Annotated in this window: 18 protein-coding genes and 1 pseudogene; 16 read left to right on the top strand and 3 right to left on the bottom strand. The window is 53.2% G+C overall.

The window, feature by feature from the left end; translation table 11 throughout:
- Nucleotides 1–7: 7 nt before the first annotated feature.
- The 10 genes from JOE25_RS06540 (at nucleotide 8) to JOE25_RS06495 (ending at nucleotide 11,197) form a co-directional block, all read left to right on the top strand.
- Nucleotides 8–943 (top strand): respiratory chain complex I subunit 1 family protein, encoded by a 936-nt coding sequence (locus JOE25_RS06540; protein WP_209633423.1) that lies wholly within the window; start codon nucleotides 8–10, stop codon nucleotides 941–943.
- 22 nt (nucleotides 944–965) lie between these two features.
- The gene (locus JOE25_RS06535) at nucleotides 966–2,669 is read left to right on the top strand and encodes a hydrogenase large subunit (protein WP_209633421.1); all 1,704 of its coding nucleotides are present in this window, start codon (nucleotides 966–968) and stop codon (nucleotides 2,667–2,669) included.
- A 12-nt stretch (nucleotides 2,670–2,681) separates the two neighbouring features.
- Nucleotides 2,682–3,227 carry a formate hydrogenlyase complex iron-sulfur subunit gene (locus JOE25_RS06530; RefSeq protein WP_209633418.1) on the top strand — a complete coding sequence of 182 codons (546 nt, stop codon included), beginning with the start codon at nucleotides 2,682–2,684 and terminating at the stop codon, nucleotides 3,225–3,227.
- Nucleotides 3,224–4,021 (top strand): NADH-quinone oxidoreductase subunit B family protein, encoded by a 798-nt coding sequence (locus JOE25_RS06525; protein WP_209633417.1) that lies wholly within the window; start codon nucleotides 3,224–3,226, stop codon nucleotides 4,019–4,021. Before JOE25_RS06530 ends, JOE25_RS06525 begins: the two co-directional genes overlap by 4 nt.
- Nucleotides 4,018–4,434 carry a formate hydrogenlyase maturation HycH family protein gene (locus tag JOE25_RS06520; RefSeq protein WP_209633415.1) on the top strand — a complete coding sequence of 139 codons (417 nt, stop codon included), beginning with the start codon at nucleotides 4,018–4,020 and terminating at the stop codon, nucleotides 4,432–4,434. Before JOE25_RS06525 ends, JOE25_RS06520 begins: the two co-directional genes overlap by 4 nt.
- On the top strand, nucleotides 4,427–4,897 hold the full coding sequence (hycI, locus tag JOE25_RS06515) for a hydrogenase maturation peptidase HycI (RefSeq protein ID WP_209634204.1): 471 nt from the start codon (nucleotides 4,427–4,429) through the stop codon (nucleotides 4,895–4,897). Before JOE25_RS06520 ends, hycI begins: the two co-directional genes overlap by 8 nt.
- Before the next feature lie 161 nt (nucleotides 4,898–5,058).
- Complete coding sequence (gene hydN, locus JOE25_RS06510; protein ID WP_209633413.1) at nucleotides 5,059–5,601, top strand: electron transport protein HydN; 543 nt, start codon at nucleotides 5,059–5,061, stop codon at nucleotides 5,599–5,601.
- Between the two features lie 11 nt (nucleotides 5,602–5,612).
- A complete protein-coding gene (gene fdhF / locus JOE25_RS06505) occupies nucleotides 5,613–7,769 on the top strand; it encodes a formate dehydrogenase subunit alpha (RefSeq protein WP_209633411.1) in 2,157 nt (718 codons plus the stop codon).
- Between the two features lie 97 nt (nucleotides 7,770–7,866).
- Nucleotides 7,867–10,164: a carbamoyltransferase HypF gene (gene hypF, locus JOE25_RS06500; RefSeq protein WP_209633409.1), complete on the top strand. Its 2,298-nt coding sequence runs from the start codon at nucleotides 7,867–7,869 to the stop codon at nucleotides 10,162–10,164.
- Between the two features lies 1 nt (nucleotide 10,165).
- Nucleotides 10,166–11,197 (top strand): HoxN/HupN/NixA family nickel/cobalt transporter, encoded by a 1,032-nt coding sequence (locus tag JOE25_RS06495; protein WP_209633407.1) that lies wholly within the window; start codon nucleotides 10,166–10,168, stop codon nucleotides 11,195–11,197.
- Nucleotides 11,198–11,311: 114 nt separating this feature from the next.
- Here JOE25_RS06495 and JOE25_RS06490 read toward each other — a convergent pair whose 3' ends face one another.
- Complete coding sequence (locus JOE25_RS06490) at nucleotides 11,312–13,189, bottom strand: diguanylate cyclase (RefSeq protein ID WP_209633405.1); 1,878 nt, start codon at nucleotides 13,187–13,189, stop codon at nucleotides 11,312–11,314.
- Between the two features lie 440 nt (nucleotides 13,190–13,629).
- A complete protein-coding gene (locus tag JOE25_RS06485) occupies nucleotides 13,630–13,797 on the bottom strand; it encodes a hypothetical protein (RefSeq protein ID WP_209633403.1) in 168 nt (55 codons plus the stop codon).
- Nucleotides 13,798–13,849: 52 nt separating this feature from the next.
- Between JOE25_RS06485 and JOE25_RS06480 the strand changes: the two genes are divergently transcribed.
- Both JOE25_RS06480 and JOE25_RS06475 read left to right on the top strand, forming a co-directional pair.
- Entirely contained in the window at nucleotides 13,850–15,241 is a 1,392-nt protein-coding gene (locus JOE25_RS06480) for a diaminobutyrate--2-oxoglutarate transaminase (RefSeq protein ID WP_209633401.1), read from the top strand.
- 5 nt (nucleotides 15,242–15,246) lie between these two features.
- Nucleotides 15,247–16,719, top strand: a complete 1,473-nt coding sequence (locus JOE25_RS06475) for an aspartate aminotransferase family protein (RefSeq protein WP_209633399.1) — start codon at nucleotides 15,247–15,249, stop codon at nucleotides 16,717–16,719.
- Between the two features lie 108 nt (nucleotides 16,720–16,827).
- On the opposite strand, the gene JOE25_RS06470 is transcribed toward JOE25_RS06475, so the two are convergent.
- The gene (locus JOE25_RS06470; protein ID WP_209633396.1) at nucleotides 16,828–17,535 is read right to left on the bottom strand and encodes an SDR family NAD(P)-dependent oxidoreductase; all 708 of its coding nucleotides are present in this window, start codon (nucleotides 17,533–17,535) and stop codon (nucleotides 16,828–16,830) included.
- A gap of 137 nt (nucleotides 17,536–17,672) precedes the next feature.
- On the opposite strand from JOE25_RS06470, the gene JOE25_RS06465 reads away from it, so the two are divergent.
- From JOE25_RS06465 to JOE25_RS06450, 4 genes and pseudogenes are all read left to right on the top strand, one after another.
- The gene (locus tag JOE25_RS06465) at nucleotides 17,673–18,593 is read left to right on the top strand and encodes a LysR family transcriptional regulator (protein WP_209633394.1); all 921 of its coding nucleotides are present in this window, start codon (nucleotides 17,673–17,675) and stop codon (nucleotides 18,591–18,593) included.
- A gap of 498 nt (nucleotides 18,594–19,091) precedes the next feature.
- Nucleotides 19,092–19,949, top strand: a complete 858-nt coding sequence (gene bla, locus JOE25_RS06460) for a class A beta-lactamase (RefSeq protein ID WP_209633392.1) — start codon at nucleotides 19,092–19,094, stop codon at nucleotides 19,947–19,949.
- A 150-nt stretch (nucleotides 19,950–20,099) separates the two neighbouring features.
- Nucleotides 20,100–20,282: pseudogene (locus tag JOE25_RS06455) on the top strand (Tn3 family transposase); the annotation flags it as partial.
- A gap of 549 nt (nucleotides 20,283–20,831) precedes the next feature.
- Nucleotides 20,832–23,267 (top strand): glucose/quinate/shikimate family membrane-bound PQQ-dependent dehydrogenase, encoded by a 2,436-nt coding sequence (locus tag JOE25_RS06450; protein ID WP_209633390.1) that lies wholly within the window; start codon nucleotides 20,832–20,834, stop codon nucleotides 23,265–23,267.
- Nucleotides 23,268–23,447: the final 180 nt, after the last annotated feature.

The raw sequence follows: 23,447 nt of genomic DNA, 5'->3' as shown, positions 1-23,447 counted from the left end.
AGATGAAATGACTTATCCCAGCCTGTTACTTGGTCTGGTGCAAGCGCTGCTGTTACTGGCTATTTCCCCGCTGTTTGCCGGAATCAGTCGAGTACTGCGTGCGCGTATCCATAGCCGTTGCGGTCCCGGTGTCTTACAGGAATACCGGGACATCGCCAAATTACTCAAGCGCCAGAGCATAGCACCGGCAGCGTCCGGCCTGGCCTTTCATGCCATGCCGTATTTGCTGACCGGCACCTTGCTGGCCATCTCCTGTGCGCTGCCAATGCTGACCACGACATCACCGTTGCCCGCTATTGGCGACGTGATCACGCTGATCTATCTGTTTGCCGCGGTGCGCTTTGTGTTTGCCATTGCCGGGCTGGATACCGGCAGCACCTTTACTGCCATCGGTGCCAGCCGGGAAGCCGTGTTAGGCATTTTGGTTGAACCCATTTTGTTGCTCGGTTTATGGGTAGCGGCATTGGTTGGGGGCTCCACCCAACTTAGCGCGATAGCGCAGAGCATGTTGGCTTTGCCGCATCACGCCGGGCTACCCCTGCTGTTGGCCGGCTTGGCCTGTGCATTCGCGACCTACATTGAAATGGGAAAATTGCCGTTCGATATGGCTGAAGCGGAACAAGAGCTGCAGGAAGGCCCGCTGACGGAATATTCCGGTGTTGAACTCGGCATTGTGAAATGGGGCATCAGCCTTAAACAACTGGTGGTGCTACAGCTGTTCCTTGGTGTTTTCCTCCCCTGGGGACAAGCAGCGGAACTCACCGCTTCGCAACTGTTGATGGGGCTGGTACTGGCGCTGCTCAAGTTGCTGTGTGCTGTGGCACTGATTGCGGTTATGGAAAACAGCGTGGCGCGTTTGCGTTTCTTGAAAACCGCTTATACCACCTGGACGGGTTTTGGACTGGCATTTCTGGCGCTGGTTTCCTGGCTGGTCGTCAACTGAATGAATCATGACAGAGGCAATAATGACTAACGAACATCAAGGCCAACACTACCTGGCGGCATTGCAGCAACATTTCCCTGCTGCCATGCTGGCTGCCGAGTGGCAAACGGCCGATCAGTTGACGGTCACCGTGAAACTCAACGCACTGCCGGACGTGGTGGAATGGCTGTACTACCAGCAAGGCGGCTGGTTGTCAGTGCTGTTTGGCAACGACGAACGTACGCTGTGCGGTAATTACGCGTTGTATTACGTGCTGTCGATGGAAAAAGACACCCCATGCTGGATCACGGTACGTGCCGAGGTAGACGCCCAGACACTGGAGTTCCCTTCTGTGACACCACGGGTTCCTGCGGCGGTCTGGGGAGAGCGCGAAGTGCGCGACATGTACGGCCTGCGCCCAATAGGCCTGCCGGATGAGCGCAGACTGGTCCTGCCGGACGACTGGCCGGACGATCTCTACCCTCTGCGCAAAGACGCCATGGACTATCGCCAGCGCCCCGCGCCCACCACCGACGTGGAAACCTACCCGTTTGAGAGCCTGGCAGGTGCCAAAGCCAACGTGGTGCCGATCGGCCCTTTGCATATCACCTCGGATGAACCCGGCCATTTTCGGCTGTTCGTCGACGGTGAAGACATCATCGATGCCGATTACCGTCTGTTCTACGTACACCGTGGGATGGAGAAATTGGCCGAAACCCGCATGGGTTACAACGAAGTGACTTTCCTGTCAGACCGGGTGTGCGGCATTTGCGGTTTTACCCACAGCGTGGCATACACCAGTTCGGTAGAGAACGCGATGGGTATTCAGGTACCGGAACGCGCCCAGATGATCCGGTCGATCCTGCTGGAGGTGGAGCGCTTGCACAGCCATCTTCTGAATTTGGGGCTGGCCTGCCACTTTGTCGGTTTTGACTCTGGTTTTATGCAGTTCTTCCGGGTACGCGAACAGTCAATGAAAATGGCCGAGATCCTGACCGGTGCGCGTAAAACCTACGGCTTGAACCTGATTGGCGGCATCCGTCGCGATATTTTAAAAGACGACATGTTGCAAACCTTACGGCTGGCGGCGCAAATGCGCAGTGAATTGGTGGATTTGGTCGATATCTTGCTCAGTACGCCAAATACTGAACAACGTAGCCGAGGCGTTGGCCGTCTTGATCCTCAGGTCGCTCGTGACTACAGCAACGTAGGCCCGATGATCCGTGGCAGCGGTCACCGTCGCGATACTCGCCTCGATCATCCCTTTGCCGGCTATGCCAAACTGCCGGTGGAATTGTGCGTGGAGGACGGCTGTGATGTCTATTCACGGCTCAAGGTACGCATTCACGAGGTCTTCAACTCGCTTGGCATCATCGAGTTTGGTCTGCAAAACCTACCAACCGGCCCCTTGGCGGTGGACGGGTTCACCTATGTCCCCCACCGCTTTGCCCTGGGCTTTGCCGAAGCGCCGCGTGGCGATGACATCCACTGGAGCATGACCGGCGATAACCAAAAATTATTCCGCTGGCGCTGCCGTGCCGCGACCTATGCCAATTGGCCCACCCTACGTTACATGCTGCGCGGCAATACCGTTTCTGACGCCCCACTGATCATCGGTAGCCTGGATCCTTGCTACTCCTGTACCGATCGCATGACCATCGTCGACGTGCGTAAACGTCAGTCCGTCATCGTGCCGTACAAAGAGATTGAGCGTTATGGCATCGAACGGAAAAACAAACCGTTCTAACCGGAGCCCATCATGCTGAAATTGATTAAAAAAGTACTGAAAACCGGTCCCGCTACCCTTGCCTACCCGGCCCAGCCGTTGACCATCGACCCGAACTTTCGCGGCAAACCTGAATACACCCCGCAGCAATGCATTGCCTGCGGGGCTTGCGCTAACGCCTGTCCGTCTAATGCGTTGTCCATGTCAACCGATCTGACCAGCGGCACGGTGCGTTGGCAGCTGTTTCTTGGGCGTTGCATCTTCTGTGCGCGCTGCGAAGAGGTCTGTCCGACCGCGGCTATCCGGCTTTCGCAGCAGTTCGAATTGGCGGTGTGGCGTAAAGAGGATTTGTACGAACACGCCGACTTCGCTATCTGCCATTGTCGGCAATGCGGCAAGCCGTATGCATCGCAAAAGGAGATTGATTATGCCATTGCGCTGCTTGGGGTGAGCAGTACAGAAATAGCCGCCCGTCGCCAGCAGTTTGAAACCTGCCCGGCCTGCAAACAACAGCAAAACCTGACCCAGGCCGATCGTATTGACGTTGGCCGTCATTTGACCCGGGAGGTCATGTCATGAATCAGCCGCTGATTGGTCCACGCGATGAGAATGGCCTGCCAGTGCCAATCACTCTCGACGACAGTATCGCCAAATTGAAATCCACCTTGCTAAAGGATATCCGCCGTTCAGCTTACGTTTACCGGGTGGATTGCGGCGGCTGCAATGGGTGTGAAATTGAGATTTTCGCTGCCATTTCACCCCTATTCGACGCTGAGCGCTTTGGTATTAAAGTGGTTCCTTCACCACGCCATGCCGACATTCTGCTGTTTACCGGCGCGGTGACGCGGGCCATGCGCATTCCTGCGATTCGCGCCTGGCAGGCCTCGCCCGATCCGAAAATCAGCATTTCTTACGGTGCCTGTGGTAACAGCGGCGGTATTTTCCACGATCTCTACTGCGTATGGGGCGGCACCGACCGCATCGTACCGGTCGACGTTTATATCCCCGGTTGCCCGCCAACGCCCGCGGCAACCATTTACGGTTTCGCCATGGCGCTCGGTCTGTTGGATCAGAAAATCAAAGGCCGTCAGCATGATGAAACTCAGGGGGAAGCGACACGCTTGCTGCACCCTGAACTGCCTCAACCACTGCGAGTGTTGCTGGATCGGGAGGCGCGGCGGATGGCCGGTTACCGCTATGGACGCCAAATCGCCGACCACTTTATGCAATTGCTGGTGACAGACAGCGCGCTCCCAGTCGAACAACGGGTTACCGCATACCTGCAACAGCAAGACGACCTGCGCCTGAACGAAATTGTCGGCAACCTGCTCAGTCTTTATCAACGGGTGCTGCGTGGGGAGTTACGACTATGACCGGTTCTCAGGCCCAGGTGGTCTTTTACTCCCTGAGCCGCAAATTTGTGCAGGAGAAAAAAGCCCCGCCAAAAGCACAAGAGGTGATCTATTACAGCCTGGCCATTGGTCACCATTTGGGGGTGATCGACTGTCTGGAAGCCAAACTCCGTTGTCCGTTAGCCGGTTTCCACGCGTGGGTGGCCCAACTGCCGGCTGGCAGTACCGCACGGCGCAAACTGGAAGGTGTCGATCGCTTTGGTGAAATCTGTATCGACAACAGTCACACCCACCTGTTAGCCCTTGCCTTGGATGCCGCTGCTCCGAAGATGAATGCAGAGCAGCAAGACTGGAGCCAACGGCTGATCGCCCTGCTGCAATCGATCGAAAACGAGCCTGCCATTTATCTGATGGTTCGGAGGCATGATGACTGATGTTCTGTTGTGTGTAGGTAACTGCATGATGGGTGATGACGGCGCCGGGCCGCTGTTGGCGCAATTGTGTGGCAGCCACCCGCCTGCAGGTTGGACGGTGATTGACGGCGGCGCAGCGCCGGAAAATGACATCGGCCATATCCGCGAGCTGCGTCCTGACCGATTGGTGATTGTCGATGCCACCGATATGGGGCTGGCTCCGGGAGAAACCCGAGTGATCGACGAGCAAGACATTGCCGCCATGTTCATCATGACCACGCATAACCTCCCGCTCAATTTCCTGATCGACCAACTGCGTGAAGATATCCCTGACATTACATTTATCGGCATCCAACCTGAAGTGGTGGCGTTTTACTACCCCATCGGCGCGGCAGTGCAACAGGCGGTGACCACGCTGCACCAGCGGCTGCATGCCTGGCCACACCAGGGCGGCTATCCGCAACTGGTGGTGACGAATGTCTGACGCGATATCGTCATTTATGTCGATATGCCGCCGCCCATGTCGCCAAAATTCACTAATTGCATGTTTTTAAAGAATTTTAATTATTGGCATGCTTTATGCCTAAACGAAGGCACGATGTTTCTACTGCCTGACCAAAATGAAGGGTAATCCAGGAGTTATTGATGAACCGGTTTATCATCGCCGATCCTAAAAAATGTATCGGCTGCCGTACATGCGAGATCGCCTGTGTGATCGCGCACAGTGAAAGCCAGGATATTTCAGCGCTAAATGCCGCCAGCTTCGCCCCGCGCTTGCATGTGATCAAAGGCGTCAACGTCAGTACCGCCGTACTGTGTCGTCAGTGTGAAGACGCACCGTGCTCCAACGTTTGCCCCAATGGTGCCATCAGCCGCACCAACGGCATGGTACTGGTCATGCAAGAACGCTGCATCGGCTGCAAAACCTGCGTTGTCGCTTGCCCTTACGGCGCAATGGAGGTGCTCACCCGCCCGGTTATCCGCCAAAACGGCGCCATGATGAGTGCGACGACGGAAAAAGCCGAAGCCCACAAATGCGACCTGTGCATCGGGCGAGATAGCGGCCCTGCCTGCATGGAAACCTGTCCAACCAATGCGTTGCACTGCGTTGATCGCAATATGCTGCAGGAAATGAACGCCGAGAAACGTCGTCGCGCTGCACTCGACACTATGTCGTCACTGTTTTAGGAATTGAACCGATGAAAAAAATCACAACCGTCTGCCCCTACTGTGGTGCAGGTTGCAAAATGAAACTGGTGGTCGACAACGGAAAAATCATCCGCGCCGAGGCAGCTGACGGCGTGACCAATCAAGGTGAGCTGTGCTTGAAAGGGTATTACGGCTGGGACTTTCTCAACGATACCAAACTCTTGACCCCTCGCCTGAGCCAGCCACTGATTCGCCGAGAGAAAGGCGGCAAGTTTGAGGCGGTCAGCTGGGATGAGGCGATTCGTTATACCGCGCAACGGCTACAACAGATCAAAGATAAGCACGGTGCCAGTGCGATCATGCATACCGGTTCATCACGCGGAACGGGCAATGAAACCAACTACGTCATGCAGAAATTCGCCCGTGCAGTGATCGGCACCAACAACGTCGACTGTTGCGCCCGTGTCTGCCACGGCCCTTCGGTAGCAGGCTTGCAGGCTACGCTGGGTAACGGCGCGATGAGCAACTCCATAGGAGATATCGAAAACTCCAAATGTCTGCTGATCATTGGTTATAACTGTGCCGATTCACACCCTATCGTGGCGCGTCGGGTGCTGAAGGCCAAAGAAAAAGGGGCACAAATTGTTGTGTGCGACCCGCGCCGTATTGAAACCGCACGTATCGCAGATCAGCATTTGCAAATCAAGAACGGCTGCAACATGGCGTTGGTGAATGCCTTCGCCTATGTATTGATTGAAGAAAATCTGTATGACCGCGACTACGTGGCCAAATACACCGAGGGATTTGAAGCTTACCGTCAACAGTTGGCGGACTACGCCCCAGAGGCGGTCGAACACCTCACCGGCGTCACCGCCCAGCAGATCCGTCAGGCAATGCGAACCTACGCCAGCGCCCCTTCCGCTACCATTATGTGGGGAATGGGCGTGACGCAATTCGGTCAGGCCGTCGATGTGGTCAAAGGCCTCGCCAGCTTGGCGCTGCTTACCGGCAATCTGGGTCGAGCCAACGTGGGCGTCGGGCCGGTACGCGGGCAGAACAACGTTCAGGGTGCCTGTGACATGGGCGTACTGCCCAATGAGTTCCCTGGCTATCAAGCCGTAACTGACGCGGACGTCCGTGCCAAATTCGCCGCGGCCTGGGGCATTGACGCCGCCAGGATGGATCCCAACGTCGGTTATCGCATTACCGAAATCCCGCATTTGGTCCATGAAGGCAAAGTGAAAGCCTACTACATCATGGGTGAAGACCCGCTGCAGACAGAAGCCGACCTCAGCCTGGTACGTGGCGCGTTCGAGCGGCTGGACTTTGTGGTGGTGCAAGACATCTTCATGACCAAAACCGCCGAGCAGGCCGATGTGATTTTACCGTCCACCTCGTGGGGTGAGCATGGCGGCGTATTCTCCTGCGCCGATCGCGGGTTCCAACGTTTCGAGAAAGCCATCGAGCCGCAATACAACGTCAAACGGGATTGGGAAATCATCAGTTTGCTGGCCACCGAAATGGGTTATCCGATGCATTACGATGATAACCAGCAGATTTGGGACGAAATGCGTGAACTCTGCCCGCTGTTTTACGGTGCCACGTACGAAAAAATGGGCGAGCTTGGCCATGTGCAATGGCCTTGTACCACGTTGGAAAGTCAGGGAACGCCTTATCTGTATCAAGGCAACCAGTTCACCACGCCATCCGGTAAAGGCCAATTATTTGCCACTGCATGGCGTGCACCCGCGGAAATCCCAGATGCCGACTACCCACTGGTGTTGTGTACCGTGCGTGAAGTCGGCCACTACTCTTGCCGTTCAATGACCGGTAACTGCGCTGCGCTGCAAACCTTGGCCGATGAACCCGGGTTCGTGCAGGTCAATCCGCAAGACGCTACTGCGTTGGGCATTGCCGATCAGCAATTGGTGTGGGTCAGTTCACGCCGCGGCAAGGTGATCAGCCGCGCCAACTACAACGCACGTATTAATCTGGGGGCGGTGTATATGACCTACCAGTGGTGGATTGGCGCCTGTAACGAGCTCACCCAGGAGAATCTGGATCCGATCTCCAAAACGCCGGAAACCAAATACTGTGCGGTAAAACTGGACGCGATCACCGATCAAAACTGGGCAGAAAACTATGCGCAACAGAGCTACAGCGACATGAAAGCCCGTCTGCGCCGTGCGGCTGAAGACGTGATGTAACGCCCCATGATTGTCAGGGGGAGCAGTGGATGACTGCCCCCTTGAGAAAGAGGTTTTTCGGGAGCCGACCAACAGCCCCCGCAGAAGGTAATCAACAATGTCCCATCCCGGATTACTGCTACGTGTCAGTGGCAAAGTACAGGGCGTCGGCTTCCGACCTTTTGTTTGGCAGCTGGCCAAACAGCTCAACGTGTTCGGCGAGGTTTGGAACGACAGTGCAGGCGTTGAAATTCGTCTGCTCCACCCCGTTGATCTGGCGGTTTTCCTACACGTATTGCACCAACAGGCTCCGCCTTTAGCGCAGATCGAGCGCATCCAGCAATGGCCGTTTACCTGGTTACACGCGCCCAGCGACTTCAGTATCCGTTCCAGCCAATGCGGTTCTTTGGCAACGCATGTCGTTCCAGACGCGGCAACCTGCCCACAATGCCTGCAGGAAATGAACGATCCTCAAGATCGGCGTTACCGTTATCCTTTTATCAACTGCACGCATTGCGGCCCACGTTTTACCATTATTCGCGCTATGCCTTATGATCGCCCGGCGACCAGCATGGCACCATTTGTTCTCTGCCCTAGCTGCAAGCGAGAGTATCACGCCCCGCAAAACCGTCGCTTTCATGCTCAGCCGGTGGCCTGCGGCGATTGCGGGCCGGCGTTGTTCTGCTGCGAGGCACAAGGGGCCCCTCAGCATCGGGGCGACGCGGCACTGCAACAGGCCGCCGTTGCCCTGGCTGCCGGGGACATTGTGGCCATCAAAGGCCTGGGCGGTTTTCATCTGGCCTGCGACGCCACCAACACCCAGGCCGTCGAACGTCTTCGCCTGCGTAAACGGCGACCGAGCAAACCGCTGGCAGTGATGTTACCGGATCCCCATTGGCTGGCGCGCTGTGCGACGGGGGTTGACCTGGCACGGCTACAGGCATTATTGACCTCGCCGGCAGCCCCTATCGTGCTGGTGAAGCAGCACGCCAACGCACCGCTGTCCACCGCTATTGCCCCACAACTGGGTGAAGTGGGCTTAATGTTACCGTCCAATCCGATCCAGCATCTCTTGATGCAAGAAATACAAAGACCGCTGGTGATGACCTCTGGCAATAATGCAGGCCATGCGCCGGTATTAACCAATGAGCAGGCGTTGTCCGACCTGTCTGGAATAGCCGATCTGTGGCTCATGCACGATCGCGAAATCCTGCAACGGGCTGACGACTCTCTCGTCCGTTTGCTGCCGGATGGCCATGAAATGTTACGCCGGGCGCGCGGATTTGTTCCTGATGCCCTGCCGCTACCGCCCGGTTTTCCGTCTCAACCCCCCTTGCTGGCTGTAGGTGGCGACCGCAAAAATACTTTTTGCCTGGTAACCGGACATAACGCCATGCTTAGCGCCCATTTTGGCGAGTTGGAGCGGGAGGATATCCAGCAACAGTGGCAACATGCGATGCAACATTTCATCGGCCTATATCATTGCCAACCGCAGCGGCTGGCAAGTGACGCACACCCCGGTTATGTCAGCCATCAATGGGCCGCGCAGCAATCGCTGCCGGTAACCCCGGTGTTGCATCATCATGCACATTTGGCCGCTTGCCTGGCCGAACACCACTGGAAATTAGACGGCGATGCCGTGATCGGTCTGGCGCTAGACGGTCTCGGTTATGGGCAGGATGGTGCCTTATGGGGCGGAGAGTGCCTGTTAGTGGATTACCGTCGGTGCCGTCATCTGGGGGGGCTGCCAGCCGTCGCGTTACCGGGTGGCGATCTCGCCGCGCAACACCCCTGGCGTAATCAGCTCGCGCACTTTGCGCGTTTCGTGCCGGACTGGCAACGCTACCCTCAGGCTAAGCCGTTATTGGCAATCCCTTGGCAACCGCTGCTGCATGCGATTAACGCCAGCATTAATGCCCCTTTAGCCTCTTCCTGCGGCCGCTTGTTTGATGCCGCGGCAGCGGCGCTGGGCTATGCACCCGCACAGCAAAGTTGGGAGGGCGAAGCGTCCAGCATTTTTGAGGCAGTTGCCCACCAAAGCGAGCCTTGCGCCCACCCGGTTACGTTGCCGCTTCGTGGCCATCAGTTGGATTTGTCCGTGTTCTGGCAGCAATGGTTGAACTGGCATGCCCCCGCCCCGCAACAGGCTTGGGCGTTTCATGATGCGCTTGCGCAAGGATTTGCCCATATGGCGAAACATTTTGCTGCTCAACACGGCATTCGGCATGTCGCGGTAAGCGGCGGCGTGCTGCATAACCGTTTACTGCGCCAACGGCTGCAGTTTCATTTAGCACCGTTGCAGGTGTTACTGCCACAGAAACTGCCTGCCGGTGACGGCGGGCTGGCCTTTGGTCAGGCACTGGTTGCCTGTGCCCAGCGCTCCCCGGTTTCTTCTTCACATATTGACAGGATATAAAATGTTAAACTCTGCGTTTTTCCATACCCATACCCGCGCATTTTGGTTATTAGTGGCGTTAGTGATCCTGAACCTGATGGCCTGGGCCGCCGCTTTTTTTGCCTTCAGCCATCACCCTACGTTGATCGCCGCTGCAATACTGGCTTATGGGTATGGGCTGCGCCATGCCGTAGATGCCGATCATATTGCGGCCATAGATAACGTTACACGTAAACTGATGCAACAAGGCCAACGTCCGATTTCCGTCGGGGCGTTTTTCTCCCTGGGGCACTCCAGCATCGTGATCCTGGCGTGTATTGCAATTGCCGCCACTTCATTGGCCTTTGGCGATCGCATAGGTTGGTTGCATCAATACGGCGCCACGCTGGGGACATTGATCTCCTCCTTGTTCCTGCTGGCGATGGCGTTGTTAAACTGGATGATTTTTCGTGATGTTTACCGCATATTCCGCCAGGTAAAGCGCGGTGTGACACTACGGGAAAAGGATGTTGATCTTCTGGTGAGCGGCACTGGCGGCATAATGACGCGTTTGTATCGCTTTGCCTTTAATCTGGTGAATAAAAGCTGGCATATGTATCTGGTCGGTTTTTTGTTTGGCCTAGGATTTGATACTGCCACCGAGGTCGGTTTACTGGGTATCTCCGCAGCCGGTGCAACCTCTGGGATGTCAGTCTGGTCAATCATGGTGTTCCCATTGCTGTTCGCCAGTGGCATGGCGCTGATTGACTCGTTGGATAATTTTGTGATGGTCGGCGCTTATGGTTGGGCATTCAACAAACCGATCCGCAAGCTGTATTACAACATGACCATCACGGCAACCAGCGTGGTCATCGCCCTGGTGATTGGCGGGTTGGAAGGTTTGGGTTTATTGGCCGACAAGCTGGGATTACAAGGCGGCCTGTGGCACGGTGTTGAGATCCTCAATGACAATATGGGGCGCGTCGGTTACGCCGCCATCGCACTGTTTGTGGTGCTGTGGGCATGGTCCGCGATTAATTACCGCCGCAAAAATTATGATTCGCTCGCCGTTTAGCACTCAATCGACAGCTTCGTCATCACCGACAGAAGCTGTCACTTCCCTACCTAATGACACAAAAACTCAGGGCTCCATTTTTTTGGGCATTCTGATCGTGATGCTTGATCCCCATCACTCACGGATTGCATAGGTTCCTTTGCCCGCAGATTTCGCACGATACATAGCATCGTCTGCTCTCGTCAGCAGAGCCTCGGCCGTAATATTGCCCCCCGGGGATATGGCTGCGCCGATACTGGCTGAGAGACACACTTTTTGATTGCCGACCCGTTCTGTTGCCGCTAGCGCTGCCAATACACACTCGCAAAAGGCGCGCACCTGCTGCTGAGGTTGCGTCAGCGGCCAGAGGATAACCGTAAACTCGTCGCCGGCAAGCCGCGAAACGCTGTGATGGGGACCTGCACAGGCACTGAGCAGATCAGCAAAGGTCTTAAGAATAAGATCGCCAAAATCATGACCAAAACTGTCATTCAGGTTTTTAAAACCATCAAGATCGATAAACAGCAACGCCATCTGTTGCTGTGGGCAGCACGCTTGTAAGGTTGCACCTAACCGAAGTAAAAAAGCGCGCCGATTGGTTAAGCCTGTCAGCATGTCATGAGAGACATCGTACTCCAACCGACGTTGTAACCGCTTAAGCTCGGTAATATCCATTGATAGAATATAGAAGCCTCGGGTTTCACTGGGTACCAGCGTGGTGTGAATCATCAGCGAGCCCTGGCGTGTTTGCAGTTCATTCTCGAAGCTCACCGTTTGCCCCCGCAGCGCCAGCTCAATCATGGGTTTCGCCATTTCATATGCGCTCTCGCCCATAAAGGCTTGCACGGTCATGCCTTTAAGACGTTCTTCTTCCAGACCAAACCAGGTTTTGTAAGCGCTGTTAGCAAAAAGATAGCGTTCATCGGCATCAATCTGGCTGACCAACGCCGGCATATTGTCGGTAATCGCCCGCAGGCGCTCTTTTTCAGTACTGAGCTGCAGCTCGGTGAGCGCTCGATTTGCAATTTCCTGGTTGAGTTTAGTCACAACAACCTTAAGTTCCCGAGTACGGGCCTCTACCCGGTCTTCGAGTTCATGTTGCAGTGAATAAAGATCGGCTTCTGCCGCCTTGCGCTCGCTGATATCGACAATGACAGAAATAAAGTGATGCGGATTTCCGTTCGGTAAACGATTGAGCGCAACGGTCAGCTGAACCCAAATCGTTGAGCTGTCCGCGCGGATATAGCGCTTCTCCATCGAATACGTGTCGATTTCATTGGCTAATAGCTGTTTCAACAACCCAAGGTCGGTGTTTAGATCATCGCGATGCGTGATGTCCTGGAAGGTACGCTCCAACAGTTCCCGTTCCGAATACTGCAACATCTCACAAATTCGCGGATTGACGCGCAACCAGTATCCTTCCAGTGAGATAAGCGCCATCCCCACGGCTGCCTGAGAAAAGGTTTGTTCAAATAACGCCTCTGTACGCTGTAGGTTTGACCTCAGGCTTTCGGTATAGATGTCACGCTCAATACTGTGCAGATATTCTTCGATAACGGCGGCAAAATCGCGTAAGTCGCGCATCATCTCCGAAGAGAATGTCTGAGGGTGTCCGTCAATAATACAGAGTGTACCCAGCGGCAGACCGTCCAGTGAACGCAAGGGTTGCCCGGCATAGAAACCTATCTTTGGCCCGCCGGTGACCAACGGGTTGTCAAAGAACCGGGGATCGGCTGCAGTATCGGGCACGACCAACATGTCTCGTTGCAAAATGGCGTGACCGCAAAATGAGATGTTGCGAGGGGTTTCGCGGGCATCCAAACCAAAGCGTGACAGGAACCATTGACGCTCACGATCGATCAACGAGATTAAGGCAATGCTGACGCCGAAGTACTTGGCGGCTAACCGCGTAACGCGGTCTAACTTTTCTACCGCATTCGTGTCCAGTACATTCAACGAGTTCAAAACCGACAAACGTTCGGCTTCATTCTCTGGAAAACATGGCTCGAACATGTGTTGTGCTCCGGATGACTGTTCCTGGGCGATGTTGGTTCAAGCCGCTGCCTTATTGCCTTAACACCGCACCCTAAATGACTTATTTGCATTGAGCTTAGACGTTTTTCGAGGTTTTTCCGGATTCTTGTTTTGAATCGGTCATCCTGACGAAGGCATGCGCCGTTCTTCACGCAACAGTAACCCACTGGGAGTGTGCCTAAACGACACTAAAATTCGCTGTTCGCCACAGCGGGCCCCTGGAAATTGTCCGGTTATCATGGAAAAAAGCCCGGCCTGTTCGCTAAAGTGGGTTAATGTCTAAGCAACGGATTATTTATAATAAGTCGTTGCTTCAAAAATCCCTTCGTAAAATAGGGACCCGTCCCCGAAAATTACCTTCAAAATAAATGCATTGGACCTGTACCCCTACTTTTTCTGAGGGGGATTTTTGTGCCTTGTCAAGCATCATAGCGAACCCAAAATACGTCATTATTGGCCAATAAAGCAGCAATTTGTTGATTTTTATCGAAAAAACAATAAATTTTTACCGGCCAAATAACTATTGAGCCGGGGGGTAAAAAGCCATATATTGGGCGCGTTTTTCTCACGGTAGTTAATTGTTGCATTCAATAATTCAATTCGGGCGGTATCGATACCCCCAGTTGTAGGAGAGATATGATGACGGATAAAGTCCGTATTGATAATTTAGGTGTGAGTTCAAAAAATGCAAACAACGAAACATATTTGGCGAGGCAAGCTGAATTTGAATCGAATGTCAGGAGTTACCCCCGCAAATTGCCGTTAGCAATTGCGAAAGCCCAAGGCGTGTGGATCACGGATGTTGAGAATAATCAATATCTTGATTGCCTGGCTGGTGCGGGTACGCTGGCTCTGGGTCATAACCATCCTGACGTCCTCCAAAGCATCCAAAATGTCATTACCAGCGGCTTGCCGTTACATACACTCGATCTGACAACACCGTTGAAAGATGAGTTCTCAGCTTATTTACTCTCTTTATTGCCAGGACAGGGCCAGGAATATTGCCTGCAGTTCTGCGGCCCATCGGGCGCAGATGCGGTAGAAGCCGCGCTGAAACTCGCCAAAAAATACACCGGCCGTTCTGGTGTGATCAGCTTCTCCGGTGGCTATCACGGCATGACGCACGGTGCGCTGGCGGTAACGGGCAACCTGTCACCGAAAGAAGCGATCAACGGCATGATGCCGGAAGTCCAGTTTATGCCTTACCCGCATGAGTACCGTTGCCCATTGGGCATCGGCGGCGAAGCTGGCGTTAAAGCACTGACTTACTATTTCGAAAACCTGATTAACGACGTCGAAAGCGGCGTGCGCAAACCTGCGGCCGTTATTCTTGAAGCCGTTCAGGGTGAAGGCGGCGTCAACCCGGCCCCTGTCGAGTGGTTGCAGCGTATTCGCAAAGTCACTCAGGAACACGGTATTTTGCTGATCATCGACGAGGTTCAGGCTGGTTTTGCCCGCACAGGTAAATTCTTCGCCTTCGAACACGCCGGTATCGAGCCAGACATCATTGTGATGTCCAAAGCCGTTGGCGGCGGTTTGCCACTGGCAGTATTGGGCATCAAGAGAGAATTTGACGCCTGGGAACCTGGCCACCATACCGGCACCTTCCGGGGTAACCAATTGGCGATGGCGACCGGCCTGACCACCCTGCAGCATCTCAAAGACAACCAGGTAGCGGATAAAGTTGCCGCTCAAGGTGAATGGCTGAAAGCCAAACTGGCCGAGCTGCAAAAACGCTATCCGGTGATTGGTCATGTGCGTGGTCTGGGCTTAATGATTGGTATGGAAATCGTTAAACCAAACGAAGCGCAGGATCATATGGGCTGCTACCCGGCTGACGGCCAGCTGTCTGCTTTGCTGCAGAAGAAATGCTTCGATGCAGGCCTGATCCTCGAGCGTGGCGGTCGTAACGGCAACGTACTGCGCCTGTTACCTTCCCTGCTGATCACCAACGATGAACTGGGTATTTTCCTGGATAAATTTGAACAGGCCCTGTTAGCCGCCGGCATCAAGCCTGTGGATGTGGAGTGAAGTCGATGTCCCGGTTAAACCCGATTCTGGCCGCGTCAGCGCAAAGCACTGACGCGTACCAGCAAGCGATCGAACAGACAAGCCAAGCCGTAGTGCAGTGGCTGCAACAACCCGAGATGTACCAGGGGAAAACCGTTGCTGAACTGCGTGAACGCATTACGCTTGATTTTAATCCTCAGGGCCTGGGTAACCAGGCGGCAATCGAACGTGCGATCGAGTACTTTTTAAAAGACAGCCTGTCGGTGCATCACCCACAGTGCGTCGCACATTTGCATTGCCCAAGCCTGGTGATTAGCCAAGCTGCTGAGGTGTTGATTAACGCCACCAACCAAAGCATGGATTCCTGGGATCAAAGCCCGTCAGCCACTATCATCGAGATGAAACTGATTGAATGGCTACGCACCCAGGTCGGTTATCAGCCTGGCGATGCCGGCGTGTTTACCAGCGGCGGGACCCAGAGCAACCTGATGGGTCTGATGCTGGCACGCGATGCCTTCTTCGCCAAGCAAGGCCACTCTGTGCAACAGGATGGATTGGTCGGTAACCTGCGCAAGATCAAAGTATTATGTTCTGAAAATGCCCATTTCTCTGTGCAAAAGAACATGGCGCTGCTTGGCCTGGGTTACCAATCCGTCACGCTGGTGAAAACCGATCAATTCGCCCGAATGGATCTGAACGATCTGGCTGAGAAAGTGGCGCAAGCCAAAGCCAACGACGAGCAGATCCTGGCGATTGTCGCCACTGCGGGGACGACGGATGCCGGCGCGATCGACCCGCTGCGCGGTATTGCACAATTGGCTGCGGAGCACCAAATTTGGGTGCATGTGGATGCAGCCTGGGGCGGTGCGTTGCTGCTTTCCGAGAAGTACCGTGATTATCTGGATGGCATTGAATTGGTGGACTCCATTACTCTGGACTTCCATAAGCAATTCTTCCAAACCATCAGTTGCGGCGCTTTCTTGCTGAAAGAAGCTCGTCACTATGAATTGATGCGCTATCAGGCGGCTTACCTGAACTCCGAGTTTGACGAAGCTCAGGGCGTGCCTAACCTGGTCTCTAAATCCTTGCAGACCACCCGCCGTTTTGATGCATTAAAACTGTGGATGGGATTAGAGGCGTTGGGGCAACAGCAATACGCAGCGATCATCGATCATGGCGTTACGCTGGCGCAGCAAGTTGCACACTATATCGGCGACCAACCGTCGCTGGAATTGGTGATGCAGCCGCAGTTGGCCAGCGTACTGTTCCGCTACCGTCCAGACGCCTTGGCGGCACGCGGCGACGCGGCAGTCGCGTTGATGAACCAGCGGATTGGCGATGCGTTGCTGGAATCGGGCCGCGCCAACGTTGGTGTGACCGAATTTAATGGCGTTACCTGCCTGAAAATGACGTTGCTAAACCCAACGGTCAGCCTGGACGAGATCAAAGTCCTGCTGGCGCTGGTGGATAAAACCGCGCAGCAGTTACCTGCCGCCTAATCTGCCGGCATTGCCTTAACACGCAGTGAAAAGCCGATCGCCGTTGAGGCGATCGGCTTTTTTGTCAATGAGCCGCACGCGCCGAGCTGGCAGACTGACCTGCCCCTATCACCAGGGCACAATCTTGCCCAGATAGTCGAGATAATGCAGCCCTGAACGTCCGGCATAGGCTTCAATCGTATTGAGCAAATTCGGAATGCTTTCGTCGATGCTCAAACGCCCTTCTGCCCCCCCTAACTCGGTACGCACCCAGCCGGGGGCCATCAGCAGCAACGTCCGAGGATCGTCACTGTTTCGTGCCGCATAGCTACGCATCAGCATATTTAGCGCGGATTTACTCGCCCGATAGACTTCAAACTTGCCGTTGGTGTTATTGGTGAGGCTCCCTTGACCTGAAGACATCACGCCGATCGTGCCGGTGGGCGCAACCAGGTCCTTAAAGGTTTCAATGACGCGCATCGGGCTTAGCGCATTGGTCACCATGACCCGAGTGAACTCTTCGGTCGAGACGTCCGCGATTGTTTCACGATCGTCATTTTTAACGCCTGCGTTAACAAACAACAGATCAACGTGCCGATCGTGGAGTCGTTCATGTAAGGCACTGACCTGCTCAGGCACCGTGATATCGGCAGTCTCTACCTCAAGGGTGTCAGGGTGCTTTTCAGCCAAACGGCCAAGCGCATCTTTAGACGATGCGCGCCCAGTGGCAATCACGTTGTGACCCCGTTTTAGACACTCTTCCACCATTGCAAACCCCAGACCGCGAGAAGCACCGATAATCAGGACAGTGTTTTGTTGTGAAGATACTGTTGGCATTGTTCACTTCCTCTGCATTTCAGTTGTTTTGTCGTGTAGAAAATATAACTATGCGGAGTAGATAGCGGAAGACGCAGCATCTGCATTTATAACATGCGCCAAACGCCTACCTTCATTGACCGCTCAGGATGACAGACATGACAGAACCCGACCTCAACTTACTGATTGCTCTTGATGCGTTGCTTACCTTGGGCAGCGTGGCGGGTGCGGCTCGCCGCCTTAAACTCAGCGCGTCCGCGATGAGCCGCACACTGAGTCGCCTGCGGGCGGTGACTGGCGATCCTTTACTGGTCCGGGCGGGTCGCCATATGGTGTTAACCCCCTATGCTGAGGAAATACGCGAACGCACGCAAAACGCGGTATTCGAGGCACGCGCAGTCCTTCGCCCTGCGACAACGGAACTGAGTTTAGCCGCGCTTGAACGGACCTTCACCCTGCGCGCCAACGACGGATTTGTCGAAGCCTTTGGTGCAGCGCTGATCGCTGCGGCGGCACAGGTCGCTCCTTTGGTTCGCCTGTGTTTTGCCCCCAAGCCAGAAAAGAGCTCACGGCATTTGCGGGAAGGCTTGGTCGATCTTGAGATTGGCGTATTGGGAGACATGGGGCCAGAGATTCGGTTACAGACGTTATTTCGTGACCGCTTTGTGGCCGTCGTCAGAAAGGGGCATCCATTTGAGTCGCTATCCGAGATTACCGCCCAGCAATATGCCGCCTGCGGTCATGTCGTTGCCTCGCGACGTGGTTTATTAACCGGACCCGTAGATGACGCGCTGACTGCATTGGGTCTGGAACGGAAGATCGCCGCCGTGGTTCCTGGCTTTCCCGCCGCGCTGGCCGTGGCCGAGGCCTCGGATTTAGTGGCGTTGGTACCCGCCTCTTTCCTGATCAATCAACCGATAGGCACCGCACTTTACCCCTTCGACCTGCCGGTAAAAACCCAAGGTATTACCGTTTCTCAGATGTGGCACCCTCGTCTGGAGGCCGACCCGGCCCATCGATGGTTGCGGCAACTGGTGTTAAGTGTGGTTAAACAGCGTTTCGCGACAGTCAATGTCTGATGGGCACCGCAATGCCCTGAATCAATAAACGAATTCCCTTCAGGTATTGCTGAACAGATCGGAGGCGCTTTTGTATCCCTTGAAAACTACCATCGGGATGTACTAATCAAGGGGGAGCAGGTCACAGGAATGTAGTGATCTGATCCTGATTGCAGTCAGAAGTTCGATTTATTCAACAAAGTCACAACATAGCTGAAACCAATGTCATCACAGCATATAAATATATTACTAACATCAAGGGTATTAGCCTTAATGCGATAGATCCTTCTTCCTGATACTGCTTGTGCTAGGGTGTTAGATTTTCTTAAGTCTAATAAAACTTTTACTTGCTTGTAAAATGAGGTTATAGCAGTGATTATGTCATAACTACATGGATGGGATCACCGTTACAGAAACAAAACCGGAAGTAATCGGTAATAACTCCAATTAGTAGCTTGCAAAAAAATCCATCATGTTTTGCACTTGACAATTAATAAATATAATTCCGAAGGGGATTTCATGAGAGTATTTCTTCAATCCGTTGCTAGTGTGGTTGTTTTTTCTTCATTTATACCTTTATCGTTCTCTGCGACGCTTGATGATGAGGTAAATAAACTTAGCAAAGAAGGTTGGAGTATTGGATTATCAATACTTAATATGGATGGCAAGATGGTCTCGATAAATGGGGATGAACGTTTTCCTTTAGACAGTACCGTCAAAGCCTTAGCTTGCGCAAATATTCTTGCTAAAGTAGATGAAAATAAAATTAATTTAGATGATTCGATATTAGTTAAACCGGAAAATATCGTAGAATACTCTCCAATTGTCAAAAATTATATTAATAAAAAAATAAATTTGCAGCAATCCTGTGAAGCCACAACATCTTATAGTGATAATACAGCAGCAAATATAGTTATTTCCGCCGGTGGCGGACCTGAAGGACTCACATCATTCATGCGCTCTATCGGTGATGATATAACACGCTCTGATAGGTATGAACCTGAATTGACGGTAAATCCTGATCATGATTTAAGAGACACTACGACACCTAACGCTATTAATTCCAGTCTAAAAAGGCTACTTACTGGCAAGGTTTTATCGGATAGTTCTAAAGTTCAATTGAAAAATTGGATGATGGGCAATAAGGTTGCTGATGATATGTTACGAGCGACATTACCTCAAGGATGGGAAATTGCCGATCGTTCTGGAGCGAGTGATTATGGTGTCCGTGGTTTGATTTCAATGGTATGGTCAGAAAAATCCGCACCCATATTCATAAGTATTTATGTTAAAAAAGATGGCACTTCACTTGAAGAACGTTCAAGTGTAATAAATGATTTAAGCAAGTATGTCGTAATGGAATATCTACCAAAATAATATAAATCAAAAAGAACTCCCCTCCTTCGCCTGCAGACAAATACCGTTTATATTTTTAGTATGTTATTTGTCTGCGGGAACAACGTAACTTACTGATAAAATTAAATAGTAATCTGTCCGTCACCTCTGTCAGTGTTGTCGTTTACTGAGATTTAATCTCATCACCAACTGCGTGCCGCAGTGGCAAAAGTCAGCGGAAAGAAGGAGTTAACCGGGAAAAATGACATTGAAACAGAGGTCAGTAACCCGTGTGGGCGGCTGATTTCCAACGCGATCGTTTATTACAACTCGGCGATCCTGTCGCGATTGCTGGAACGACTGGAAGCGGAAGGCATTGAGGCTCTCAAGGGGAGGATTGTTGATTTAGGGATTTAGGATATTTATAGAATATAGAGTGACCACTATGCAGTACAGTAAAACGATGACGCCCAATCAATCGAAGCACTGCATAGTGGAATAGTAATGTTAACGTATCTTATTAAGATTTCTAACCTTATGTAACTAAAGAAACCAAAAAGCTATCCAATGGTATTACAAAGGTTCAATAATAGAAAAATATAATTACGAGCCTGTTAAATACCCACGATTTCCATTATCCCTTTTATTTCCATGGTTTATTATTATATTTCCCGTCTAGAGCACCCCCATTGACGGTGAGTCGATCACCGGAGCCCGGTCGCGCTCAGCCGCATCAATTGTTGCAATTCGGGCTAAGGTCTGAGTTATCGGGCAACATATTCTTAACTTGATAATGAATCAAATGGTACAATATGGCCATTCCATCGTTTGATTTACACTCTGCTCTCATTCCACCAGGGAACAGCAAGGTCGAGATCACTCGGGGTAAACATGAAAAAAACATTATCTTGGAGTTTGCTCGCTATGCCTGAATCAAATACCCGGCCGGGTATAAAACTTAAACTATCATGCTGTTTATTAGGGATAATTCTTACTGTCGTCGGTCTGTTCTTTGCCATTGCCGGTGGCAAGCTAGTCTCACTGGGCGGCAGTAGCTACTTCCTGATCGCTGGCATTGTCACCCTGCTTTCGGCCGTGCAATTCTTCCGTCGCAAATCTTCGGCGGTGATGCTGTTCTTGCTGGTTTTCATTGGCACGCTGATTTGGTCAGTGGTCGATGCCGGTTTTGATTTCTGGCCGTTGGTATCACGGCTTATGGTGCCTACCGGTTTAATGCTTCTGGCCTTCTTGAGCTGGCCTGCGCTGCGTAAATCGGAAGGTAAAGCCCCGCTGGCCACACCGTCCTACCTGTTCAGTGCCGTACTGGCGGTTGGCATGGTTGGCACCTTCGTACAGATGTTCCAGCCACACCCTACCGTCGCTTTCAGCGGTAAACAGCTGCCGTTAATCCCCGTGGATAAAGCCAAACAGCAGAAAGACTGGGACAACTACGGCAACACGCCGGGCGGTAGCCGTTTCGTGGCGCTGGACCAAATCACCCGCGACAACGTAAAAGCATTGCACGTTGCCTGGACCTTCCATACGGGTGACATTCCGTTAAGCCCGGACGGCAATGGCGCAGAAGATCAGCAAACCCCGCTGCAAATCGGCAACCGCATTTTCCTGTGTACGCCGCATAACAACGTGATTGCCGTCGATGCTGACAGCGGTAAAGCGATCTGGACGCGCGAAGTCAATGCAAAATCCCAGGTCTGGAACCGTTGCCGCGGGCTGGCGTATTTTGATGTTACAAAACCGCTGCCACAGCCAACCGTTCCAGGTTCAACGCCTGCGACCCCGGCCATCCTGGCAGCCGGTGATAGCTGTCAGCGTCGTATTCTGATGAACACCATCGATGCTCGTTTAGTGGCAATCAATGCTGATAACGGCGAATACTGCCAACATTTCGGCAACCAAGGCGTGGTCGACCTGAAAGCGGGCCTGGGCGATGCCGCTGATCCAAAATACCAGCTCACCTCTGCGCCAACGTTGGCAGGCACGACCATTGTGGTTGGTGGCCGCGTGGCCGATAACGTGCAAACTGATATGCCTGGCGGCGTGTTGCGCGGTTTCGACGTGATCACGGGTGAAATGCGCTGGGCGTTCGACCCAGGCAACAAAGATCCAAATTCGGTATTGAAACCGGGCCAGACCTTTGTGCGCAGTACGCCGAACTCTTGGGCACCGATGTCCTATGATCCTGCGATGAACACCGTGTTCCTGCCAATGGGGAGCTCTTCCGTTGACCTGTGGGGTGCGAACCGTAACGCATTGGATCACAAATACGGTGCCTCTATCCTGGCGCTTGATGCCACTACCGGCAAAGAGAAATGGGTTTATCAGACCGTCCATAATGACCTGTGGGATTTCGACCTGCCGATGCAGCCAAGCCTGATCGACTTCCCAATGAAGGATGGCACCACCAAACCTGCCGTCGTGATTGGCGCGAAAACCGGCCAAATTTTCGTTCTGGATCGCCTTACCGGCAAACTCCTGACAGAAGTCAAAGAGCTGCCAGTAAAAACGCGCACCATTCCCGGTGAACAATACTCAGCCACCCAACCCTTCTCAGTCGGCATGCCGCAGATTGGCAATGAAAAGTTAACCGAGTCGGATATGTGGGGCGCAACGCCGTTCGATCAACTGATGTGCCGCATCAGTTTCAAATCCATGCGCTATGACGGTCTCTTCACTGCACCGGATACCGATATCTCACTCAGCTTCCCTGGCTCGTTGGGTGGCATGAACTGGGGAGGGTTGTCGACTGATCCTAACAACCATTATATCTTCGCCAACGACATGCGATTAGGCCTGTGGGTGCAGATGATCCCGCAGAAAACCGATGCCAATACGCCGGCCAGTAATGGCGGTGAATCAGTCAACACAGGAATGGGGGCTGTTCCGCTGAAAGGCACGCCGTACGGCGTAAACAAAAACCGCTTTATGTCCCCACTGGGCATCCCGTGCCAAAAACCGCCATTCGGTACCCTGTCTGCGATCGATCTGAAAACGCAAAAAGTGGTTTGGCAAGTTCCCGCCGGGACCGTTCAGGACACGGGGCCGTTCGGTATCAAGATGCGGGCGCAAATGCCGGTGGGTATGCCAACGCTGGGGGGCACCCTGGCGACCCAAGGCGGCCTGGTCTTCATTGCCGGCACTCAGGATTACTACCTGCGGGCGTTTGACTCTTCGACAGGTGAAGAAGTATGGAAAGCGCGTCTGCCCGTTGGCAGCGGCGGTACACCAATGAGCTATATTTCACCGACCACCGGCAAGCAGTACATTGTGATTTCCGCCGGTGGCGCACGTCAGTCACCCGATCGTGGCGACTACGTCATTGCCTATGCGTTAGATAAATAAATTTCAGCGCGCAGGATAATGTCCAGCCCCCGCCTGACCGCGGGGGCTTTTTTATATCCAGTCCCTGCCGATTCGCGATATTTAATGACGAATGAGACTCAATAAGCGGACGTCATTTAACGCGTAAATACGAGAGTATTCCTACTGTGTTGCTCTGAATTATATCTCATTCTCTCTGGC

Source organism: Serratia sp. PL17 (genome assembly GCF_017832355.1).
In the GTDB taxonomy this organism is placed as follows: Bacteria; Pseudomonadota; Gammaproteobacteria; order Enterobacterales; family Enterobacteriaceae; genus Serratia.
Note: the sequence above shows the minus strand (reverse complement) of the source record. Positions and strands in the feature narration are given on the sequence as shown.